Origin of the sequence: Nostoc sp. DedQUE12b (assembly GCF_034530835.1) — a bacterium.
Classification (GTDB): Bacteria; Cyanobacteriota; Cyanobacteriia; order Cyanobacteriales; family Nostocaceae; genus Nostoc.
The window spans coordinates 1-8,856 of record NZ_JAVRCI010000146.1; the positions used below are offsets into that span (position 1 = coordinate 1).

The window sequence follows — 8,856 nt, forward strand, 5'->3', positions numbered from 1 at the left end:
GGGGAGCAGGGGAGCAGGGTAGCAGGGGAGCAGGGGAGAAGTTGCAGTAAGTTTTTCCCTCTGTGCCTCTGTCTATTGTGCCTAATACCAATACCCAATGCTAGTTTTTTGGACGTTGGCTAATATACATTGGTCTAATAGGAATACCGGAGTTTTCAGAAAACCTCTTGCTTACTTAAATGGAATATGTGATACTCTAAAAACTATCAATAAAACACGGTAATTCTATCGATTTGCCGGAGTTTAGAAGGACAGAATTCATGCAGCTACTATGGTTCATCCCAACTCATGGCGACGGACGTTACCTTGCAACTGCTACAGGTGGACGGGCAGTAAGCTTTCCTTATCTGCGGCAGATTGCCCAAGCAGTGGATGACCTTGGTTATACAGGGGCATTGCTGCCCACGGGACGTTCTTGCGAAGATGCTTGGATTGTAGCGTCAACGTTGGTATCACTAACGCGACAAATGCGTTTTTTGGTAGCGATTCGTCCCGGCTTGGTATCACCTGGAGTAGCGGCGCGGATGGCGGCGACTTTTGATCGCCTCTCTGGGGGACGCTTGCTAATTAATGTCGTGACCGGTGGCGATCCCGTGGAGTTAGCGGGAGATGGCTTGCATTTGGATCACGATCAGCGCTATGAATTAACAGATGAATTTTTAACAGTATGGCGAGCGATCGCTAGTGGAGAACAAGCCAATCTTCAGGGTGATTATCTCAATATTCAAGATGGTAAACTGCTGTTTCCACCCGTCCAAAAGCCATATCCACCATTGTGGTTTGGGGGTTCTTCTCCTGTTGCTCAAAAAATTGCTGCCAAGCACGTAGATGTCTATCTAACTTGGGGTGAACCACCGGCGCAAGTAGCCGAGAAGATTGCAGCAGTTCGCAGACTTGCAGAAATACAAGGCCGGACTTTGCGATTTGGGATTCGCCTACATGTAATTGTGCGCGAAACCGAGAGCGAAGCTTGGGATGCAGCGAATCAATTGATTAAGTATGTGGATGACGAAGCGATCGCTAAAGCCCAAAAAGCTTACGCCCGGATGGATTCAGTTGGGCAACAGCGAATGACTCAATTACACCACGGTAATCGTGAGGCATTAGAGATTAGCCCGAACCTGTGGGCGGGAGTCGGTTTAGTTCGGGGTGGTGCGGGAACAGCCTTAGTAGGAGATCCCCAAACCGTAGCTGCCAGGATATTAGAATATGGAGATTTAGGTATTGAGTCCTTTATCCTCTCTGGCTATCCCCACCTAGAGGAAGCTTATCGAGTTGCAGAACTTCTATTTCCCCATTTGCCATTAGAAAATTTACCCACAGTGGACAAGCAACACGTCTTAAGTCCATTCGGCGAGATTGTGGCAAATGAAGATTTCCCTAAGCAAAAGCTTCAAGAAAGAGCAACGTCCATATCCTAGTAGTTATGAACTAGGAGATTAATAGCTATGCTGCACCAACAAATCGACCAAAAAATCTCAGAAAAAGAAGCGTGTGTATTGCGTCGTCAGTTGGGAATACCTAACAATAAACGCTTGTGGGTACTGGCTTGCATGGATGAACGTTTACCAGTGGAGAAAGCATTAGGAATTGGTGAAGGAGATGCTCATATTTTCCGTAATGCTGGGGGGTTAGTTACAGATGATGCAATTCGGTCAGCGATGTTAACTACACAGTTTTTTGGCACCAAAGAAATCATCGTTATTAATCATACCGAATGTGGCATGATGACAGCATCAGGAGATTTTCTCAGTGAGGTATTGCGAAATCAAGGTATTGACGTGGATCGAGTTAATGTCGATCCTGCTTTGCCAGAGTTGAAGCTACCAAAAGGCGTTTTTTCTAAATGGATCAAAACCTTTACCGATGTGGATGAAATCTGCACACAGCAGGTGGAATTACTGCGGAATTCTCCTTTAATTCCCCAAGATGTAGTTATTCATGGCTACATCTGGGAAGTAGAGAGTATGAGTTTGCGCCATCCTTACAAACGCTTGAGTGAGAAAGTCAACACAGCATCAGCGATGAATACCAAAACCACAAAACATACTGAACCCGTTTTAGAAATTGGGAGTTTAATTGAATGACAAATATTTTAGCGATCGCAGGTAGCCCAACCCATCCATCTAGAACCTATGGTGTTGTCGAATACACTGCCCAGCTTTTACAGCAAGAAGGGTTGCACGTAGACATTATTTCAGTTCGGGATTTGCCTGCTGAAGATTTAGTTTTTGGACGATACGACAGCCCTGCTTTAGAACAGCCAAAAGCTTTATTAGCAAAGGCAGATGGTGTGATTATTGCCACCCCAATTTACAAAGCTGCTTACACAGGAGTGCTAAAAACATTTCTAGATTTGCTGCCACAAAAATCATTAACAGGTAAACCTGTGTTACCAATTGCTCTGGGTGGAACGATCGCTCATTTATTAGCAATTGAATATGCCCTAAAACCTGTGTTATCTGAATTAGGAGCGCGGCATATCCTCGCTACTGTTTATGCAGTAGACAAACAAATTCAACGCCAAGCCGATAACAGCGTTCTGTTAGATGAGGAAATTGAGCAAAGACTCAAAGACGTTCTCAAGGAATTTGTTAAAGCTGTAGAATATGATGCCGCAGCGCCTCAAGAATTGGTTCATGCCAATTAAATAATCAAGTTTATACCTCCGTTTGCTCGTAGCAGAGGGGTAATTTTTACCCATCTGTTACTTTTTTTAAAGTTCATCAGATCCACATAACTTTACTTTCAGAAATCGCACTTTTATTGCAATATTAAAATTATTTATAGCCTACACTCATACTTATCTCTCAACTTCTATAGTCTATTCAAATAACACCGCTATAATTGATAATTTTTCTACAAAATATCTTGTATATATGCAAATTGTCTCCTAACTCTACCTGTAGTAGATGAGTTAAATTTACTCATCTACTACTTTCTCCACTTAAATTTGAAAGTTTATCAACAAATTCACAAAATTATAGGTTGGATAAGGCTAATACCTTACCCAACCAAAGGGCGATCGCTGTTAATACAAGAGCATCATAACTTTATTCAGCTTTAACAAAGGCGGTAAAAAGTTTATTGTAAATGAGTAGCGATCGCTAGAAAAACAAACTTTCTTTTATTTGGCGCTAATTACAAGCTGTCATTGGCGCAACCAGCCGTAGGAACCGCTTTTCATATTAAAAGCCACCGTATATTAATGGCAATGTGCTTTTTTGGCCAGGTTAGCCAGTAAATTAGAAGTAGGGCGTAAAAAAATAAACTCAATGAAAGCGATGTCTAACGACAAGCCGCAAGGCGTCTGCGCTTCTGAACTTGCATCTATCGTCGGTGAAGAAAATGCTATTTGCCTTTGGGAAAATATCGAACTCAGTCAGCAAAAACGTATCCAACAAGCTATAGCTTCTGGAAATTCACCCAGTTGTATTGTCTATCCCCGCAGTCAAGAACAGCTAGCCGCAGTCATTACCACGGCTCACGCAAATAACTGGCGCGTCCTTCCCTGTGGTAGTGGGAGTAAACTTAGCTGGGGTGGTTTAGCAAAAAGCATTGATGTTGTAGTTAGTACAGAACGCATCAACCAACTGATTGAACACGCCGTTGGCGATTTGACTGTCACCGTAGAAGCTGGGATGAAGTTCTCTGATTTGCAAGCACTTTTGGCAAAATCGCGGCAATTCCTCGCCCTTGACCCCACAGCACCAGAGTCAGCAACCATTGGCGGTATTGTTGCCACAGGTGATACAGGTTCTCTGCGGCAACGTTATGGCAGTGTGCGCGACCAGTTACTAGGTATTACCTTTGTCCGTGCTGACGGAGAAATCGCCAAAGCTGGGGGAAGAGTAGTTAAAAATGTCGCCGGATATGACTTGATGAAGTTGCTTACGGGGTCTTATGGCACATTAGGCTTTATTAGTCAACTAACCTTTCGCCTGTATCCGCTAGCCGAGGCATCGGGGACGGTGGTACTAACTGGGAAAGCTGAGGCTGTATCTCAAGCGGCTGATATCCTTCGGGGTTCGGCGTTAACACCAGTTCAGGCTGATTTGCTATCAACTAAATTGGTGTCTAGTTTAGGATTGGGTGAAGGGCTGGGATTAATTGCTCGCTTCCAAAGTATTAGTGAGAGTGTTAAGGAACAATCAAACCGAGTTTTGGAAGTTGCACAAAAGTTAGGGTTAAATGGGGCAATTTTTGCCGATGATGATGAAGCTAATCTATGGCAGAGATTGCAGGAACGAATACATAGTACTGCTACAGAATCTGTAATTACCTGCAAAATAGGAGTGTTACCTACTGCTGCTGTGGAGGTTTTGACTCAGGTGGAGTTGGGTTTAATTCATATTAGTAGTGGTTTAGGTTTGTTACAATTAGAGAGTAAAAATCAAGTTTTGAAAATCCGCGATCAGCTAGGCTCTGCTGTAAGCTCTCGCACTCAAGCGAATAAAGGTTTTTTAACAATTCTGTCAGCACCAGTTGGGGTTAAAGAACAAATAGATGTTTGGGGTTATACGGGGAATGCTTTACCGTTGATGCGCCGTATTAAGGAACAGTTTGATAGTAAGAATATTTTAAGTCCTGGTCGGTTTGTAGGTGGAATTTAAGAACGAACCGCGAAGGACTCGAAGGATGCAAAGGAAGAGGGGAAAAGTAGAAATATGCAAGTTTCAGATAATTCTGTTAATAATACGGCTAGTTTAAAGAATTTGAAGGGGTTTGATGTTAATCATCCACCTGAGCCAAAGTTGATTGATAGTTGTGTACATTGTGGATTTTGTCTCTCAACTTGTCCCAGTTATCGGGTGCTGGGTAAAGAGATGGATTCTCCTAGAGGACGTATCTATTTAATGGATGCAATTAACGAGGGTGAGATTGCTCTAAATACGGCAACGGTAGAACATTTTGATTCTTGTTTGGGCTGTCTTGCTTGTGTGAGTACTTGTCCTTCGGGTGTGCAATATGACAAATTAATTTCTGCAACTCGTCATCAAGTTGAACGCAATTATCCCCGTAGTTTACCAGATCAATTTTTTCGTCAACTGATATTTTCTTTGTTTCCTTATCCTAACCTTTTACGGGTTTTATTAGTTCCGTTATTAGTTTATCAAAAGTTAGGCTTTGCTAAGTTATTTCGGGCTACGGGTTTACTAAATAAAATATCGCCCCGTTTGGCAGCAATGGAATCAATTCTGCCAGAAATTACTCTCAAATCTTTTCAAGATAATTTGCCTACTGTGATTCCTGCTAAAGGTGAAAAGCGGTATCGAGTCGGGGTAATTTTGGGTTGCGTCCAACGCTTGTTTTTCTCCCCCGTAAATGAAGCCACTGTGCGCGTTTTAACAGCAAATGGTTGTGAAGTTGTGATTCCCAAATCTCAAGGTTGTTGTGCAGCGCTTCCTGAACACCAAGGACAAACAGAACAGGCGCAAGCTTTAGCAAGGCAGATGATTGATAGTTTTGCTAAGACAGATGTCGATTTTGTAATTATCAATGCTGCTGGTTGCGGTCATACCTTAAAAGAGTACGGTCATATTTTAGAAGATGACCTAGAATATCGGGAAAAAGCAAAGGATTTTGCAGCGAAAGTTAAAGATGCTCAAGAGTTTTTAGCAACTGTTGGGTTAACAGCGAAACTTTCACCATTGACTGATAAACCTTTGAACTTAGTTTATCAAGATGCTTGTCATTTATTGCATGGACAAAAGATTAGCGTCCAACCACGTCAGGTGTTGCGACAAATTCCAGGGGTGAAGTTGAGAGAACCAATAGATGCAGCTTTATGTTGTGGCAGTGCAGGGGTTTATAATATGCTGCAACCAGAAGTGTCTGAAGAATTGGGTCGGCAAAAAGTAGAGAATTTGTTGAATACTGGTGCTGAGTTAATTGCTTCTGCTAATCCTGGGTGTACTTTGCAAATTACTAAGCATTTGCAGTTGCAAGGTAAGAAAATTTCAGTTATTCACCCGATGGAGTTATTAGATTATTCGATTCGCGGTGAGAAATTGAAATTGTAGACGTTTGCTAGCTACGTTGTGCATTTATATCATGTCCGGCTGTTATCCTGTCTAGGTTAAAACCTAATTTAGAGAGATATCTTACCGTAAATTAGAAGCCATAAACTTCTAACTCTGCCAGTGACAGTTTTGGATTTTAGATTTTTTCATCAATCCAAAATCCAAAATTGAATTACTCTTAACTACCGACTTTAGTCACCACGGCTTCAACTGTAGCTTTTTGTTCGTCAACGTCCACGGAAGTAACTGCCCAACGCAGAGGTTCGCCTTGTTTGTTTAACTCTGTTTCAATTACTTCTAGTAATTCTGCGGGAGTTTCTTGTAAATCAATTTCTGCGGTAATAAAATGAGTCGTCATTTGGTAAATCCTGTTAATTTCTAGTTTCTAGAATAGCTGATTTCATCTGCAATGAAATACTTGTGTAATTTATCAGATTTGGTAATCTCCGTGAACAGTTATTCAGTTATGAATAATCATCTGATATACTGATAACTGTTCGCTGATTATTTGCCTTTGCCAAATTGTAACTGATAAAGTGCATCTTCTTTTTCCGTCTGAATTTTCAAATCAGAAAGGGGTTTGGCAATACAAAGCAATACGTAACCTTGCTTTTGCAAATCTGGACTAACGCCCATACCATCAGTTTGATCCACAGTTCCCTGGCTTATTTGACCGGCGCAAGTTGTGCAAACACCTGCATTACAAGAACTTGGCAGTTCCAAACCAGCAGCTTCAGCAACTGATAAGATCGTTTCATTTTCAGGAACTTGCAAGGTATGAATTTTGCCTTGGTGATCAATTTCTACGGTGTAAGTTTTGGGCATATACAAAAGAAGTGATGCTACGGACAAACTTATTAGTCTATCTGAATTAGTTAAAAATATCCAGATGTTACTATAAAAATTTTTGACCCTAACTCAACTGTTAAGTCTGCCTTTTGGCATTGTTCCAATGTCTTGGAAAGTTGACACCACATCTCTGTTAATGTATCACAAACTAATACCCTACGCGGAAGTCAAAAGGCTTACAGAGTAAGCTTTTGATTTTTAGTGAAATTTTTCCAACTCTGCGATCGCTGTAAATTAACAATATACACTATGTAGCGATGGTTGCACTCACCAACGAACTTTGGTCATCAATGTTACAATGTTGGCTCTTAAAGTTATAGCATTAAGCCTTAGAGCTAGAACATTAAGCCTTAAGGTTATAACATTAAGCCTTAAGGTCATAACATTAAGCCTTAAGGTCATAACATTAAGACTTAAGGTTACAACATTAAGCCTTAGAGCTAGAACATAAAGGCTTAAAGTTAAAGCGATCGCTGTTGACATAGAATACAGACCATTTGTAGCGGCACAGCAATGCTTGACTGAAAATCAACTTTTGATAATAAATTCCGAGAAATCACGGACATAAATAAAAAATTTTGCTACGAAAAATGCGCTTTTTGCTGAACCAGAATCCAGTTTAACTGAGACACAATAGCTGTGTAAAGCTATTAAAAGTGTAAATTTATGACTCGAAGAAAACGTAGTTCCCGGATTTTAGAAAAAGCTGAGTTTAGAGTTGCCGGGCTGAAAGCTATCGATCCAAATATCAATTTTGATGATACTTGTAACTTGCAAAACCTGACTCAATTAATAGACAATTTTCACAATACCCTTGATGATTATAATGCTGCTATAGCTATGATTGGCTCTTCTAGAAATAAGCTGGATGAGATGGAAAAAACCTTAAGTCAGGTTTCAGATAAAATGCTCACGTGGGTTGGTTGCAAGTACGGCAAAAACAGCAATGAATATGAACTTGCAGGTGGCGTTAGAGACAGCGAACGTATCCGTAAAAGTAGATTGACACGCTTGAAATCTAACACAGATAAAACATCAGATGAAAATACAATAACCGCCACGCCCTAACGGGAAGTCAAAAGGCTTATATAATCTGCTTTTAACTTTTTTAGAATAGTATCTGTGAAAATTAAAGGTGTTCAGCAGATCCCCGACTTCTCAAAGAAGTCGGGGATCTATTTCATCACGAATAATCCAGGGCTGCTATATAATAATGCATTAATCCAGAACTTCCTAAATTTTAAAATTGAATGACCAGGTTTATCCATGATAAATTTGCCAAAGACTATCTAGAAGAATTATTAAAAGATTACGGAGAAGTCAAGGCATCAGAAAAAATATCAGGAGAGATTAAAGAAATAGATGTTTTATTCACTCCTGCCAAACAGCAAAGCTCTAATATACAAATACTGGGTTTGCTAGGAAGATTTGCCCAACAGCCTGCAATTATAGAACCATACCGCAATCCAGCTTCTACCGATGAAATCTGCGACTGTATTCTCAAATTATTAGAAATAAAGGCTCTCCTGCGACGAGAAGCTAAAGCAAATAAAACCAAACTTCAGGACTCCGAAATTCCAAAATTGTGGGTTCTTACACCTACCATATCTGAAACTAGATTGTCTAGCTTTGGAACTATACAAAAAACAGGTTGGTTATCAGGAGTGCATTTTCTGCCAGATGCCTTGCGAACAGCAATTGTAGGAATACACCAACTACCCCAAACACCAGAGACATTATGGTTGAAGCTTTTAGGAAGGGGAAGTGTGCAGTCACAAGCAGTTATGGAGTTGCAAGCGTTACCATTAGATCATCCATACCAGAAAGCAACTCTCGAATTAGTTTACAACTTGCGCGAAAACTTGAGAGTAAACCAAGAATTAGAAGCAGATGATAGGGAGTTAATTATGCGGTTAGAACCACTTTATCAAAGAGACAGAGAACAAGCCAAAGAAGAGGGAAGGCAAGAGGGAAGGCAAGAGGG

The 8,856-nt window shown here is 40.8% G+C and carries 9 protein-coding genes; 7 read left to right on the top strand and 2 right to left on the bottom strand.

Annotated elements, in window-relative coordinates:
- The first annotated feature begins 260 nt into the window (after positions 1–260).
- The 5 genes from ssuD to RMY16_RS32715 all read left to right on the top strand — a co-directional run bounded on the left by ssuD (position 261) and on the right by RMY16_RS32715 (position 6,023).
- Complete coding sequence (ssuD, locus tag RMY16_RS32695) at positions 261–1,421, top strand: FMNH2-dependent alkanesulfonate monooxygenase (protein WP_322739858.1); 1,161 nt, start codon at positions 261–263, stop codon at positions 1,419–1,421.
- A 27-nt stretch (positions 1,422–1,448) separates the two neighbouring features.
- A complete protein-coding gene (locus RMY16_RS32700; protein ID WP_322739859.1) occupies positions 1,449–2,087 on the top strand; it encodes a carbonic anhydrase in 639 nt (212 codons plus the stop codon).
- Positions 2,084–2,650, top strand: coding sequence for an NADPH-dependent FMN reductase (gene ssuE / locus RMY16_RS32705; protein ID WP_322666854.1), 567 nt, complete (start codon positions 2,084–2,086; stop codon positions 2,648–2,650). The genes RMY16_RS32700 and ssuE overlap by 4 nt, the downstream gene beginning before the upstream one ends.
- A gap of 625 nt (positions 2,651–3,275) precedes the next feature.
- Entirely contained in the window at positions 3,276–4,613 is a 1,338-nt protein-coding gene (locus RMY16_RS32710) for an FAD-binding oxidoreductase (protein WP_322739860.1), read from the top strand.
- 54 nt (positions 4,614–4,667) lie between these two features.
- Positions 4,668–6,023 carry a (Fe-S)-binding protein gene (locus RMY16_RS32715; RefSeq protein ID WP_322739861.1) on the top strand — a complete coding sequence of 452 codons (1,356 nt, stop codon included), beginning with the start codon at positions 4,668–4,670 and terminating at the stop codon, positions 6,021–6,023.
- Between the two features lie 178 nt (positions 6,024–6,201).
- On the opposite strand, the gene RMY16_RS32720 is transcribed toward RMY16_RS32715, so the two are convergent.
- Both RMY16_RS32720 and RMY16_RS32725 read right to left on the bottom strand, forming a co-directional pair.
- Entirely contained in the window at positions 6,202–6,381 is a 180-nt protein-coding gene (locus RMY16_RS32720; protein WP_322739862.1) for a hypothetical protein, read from the bottom strand.
- A 146-nt stretch (positions 6,382–6,527) separates the two neighbouring features.
- Positions 6,528–6,848, bottom strand: a complete 321-nt coding sequence (locus RMY16_RS32725; RefSeq protein WP_322739863.1) for a 2Fe-2S iron-sulfur cluster-binding protein — start codon at positions 6,846–6,848, stop codon at positions 6,528–6,530.
- A 690-nt stretch (positions 6,849–7,538) separates the two neighbouring features.
- Here RMY16_RS32725 and RMY16_RS32730 point away from each other — a divergent pair.
- Positions 7,539–7,940 (top strand): hypothetical protein, encoded by a 402-nt coding sequence (locus RMY16_RS32730; RefSeq protein WP_322739864.1) that lies wholly within the window; start codon positions 7,539–7,541, stop codon positions 7,938–7,940.
- A 182-nt stretch (positions 7,941–8,122) separates the two neighbouring features.
- Positions 8,123–8,856, top strand: a 734-nt coding sequence (locus tag RMY16_RS32735) for a hypothetical protein (protein WP_322739865.1), incomplete at its 3' end; no start/stop codon positions are given.

Coding starts and splice junctions, on each gene's coding strand:
- RMY16_RS32715 (WP_322739861.1), top strand. CDS start 4,668: ATGCAAGTTTCAGATAATTCTGTTAATAATACGGCTAGTTTAAAGAAT.
- RMY16_RS32725 (WP_322739863.1), bottom strand. CDS start 6,848: ATGCCCAAAACTTACACCGTAGAAATTGATCACCAAGGCAAAATTCAT.
- RMY16_RS32720 (WP_322739862.1), bottom strand. CDS start 6,381: ATGACGACTCATTTTATTACCGCAGAAATTGATTTACAAGAAACTCCC.
- RMY16_RS32700 (WP_322739859.1), top strand. CDS start 1,449: ATGCTGCACCAACAAATCGACCAAAAAATCTCAGAAAAAGAAGCGTGT.
- ssuE (WP_322666854.1), top strand. CDS start 2,084: ATGACAAATATTTTAGCGATCGCAGGTAGCCCAACCCATCCATCTAGA.
- ssuD (WP_322739858.1), top strand. CDS start 261: ATGCAGCTACTATGGTTCATCCCAACTCATGGCGACGGACGTTACCTT.
- RMY16_RS32730 (WP_322739864.1), top strand. CDS start 7,539: ATGACTCGAAGAAAACGTAGTTCCCGGATTTTAGAAAAAGCTGAGTTT.
- RMY16_RS32710 (WP_322739860.1), top strand. CDS start 3,276: ATGAAAGCGATGTCTAACGACAAGCCGCAAGGCGTCTGCGCTTCTGAA.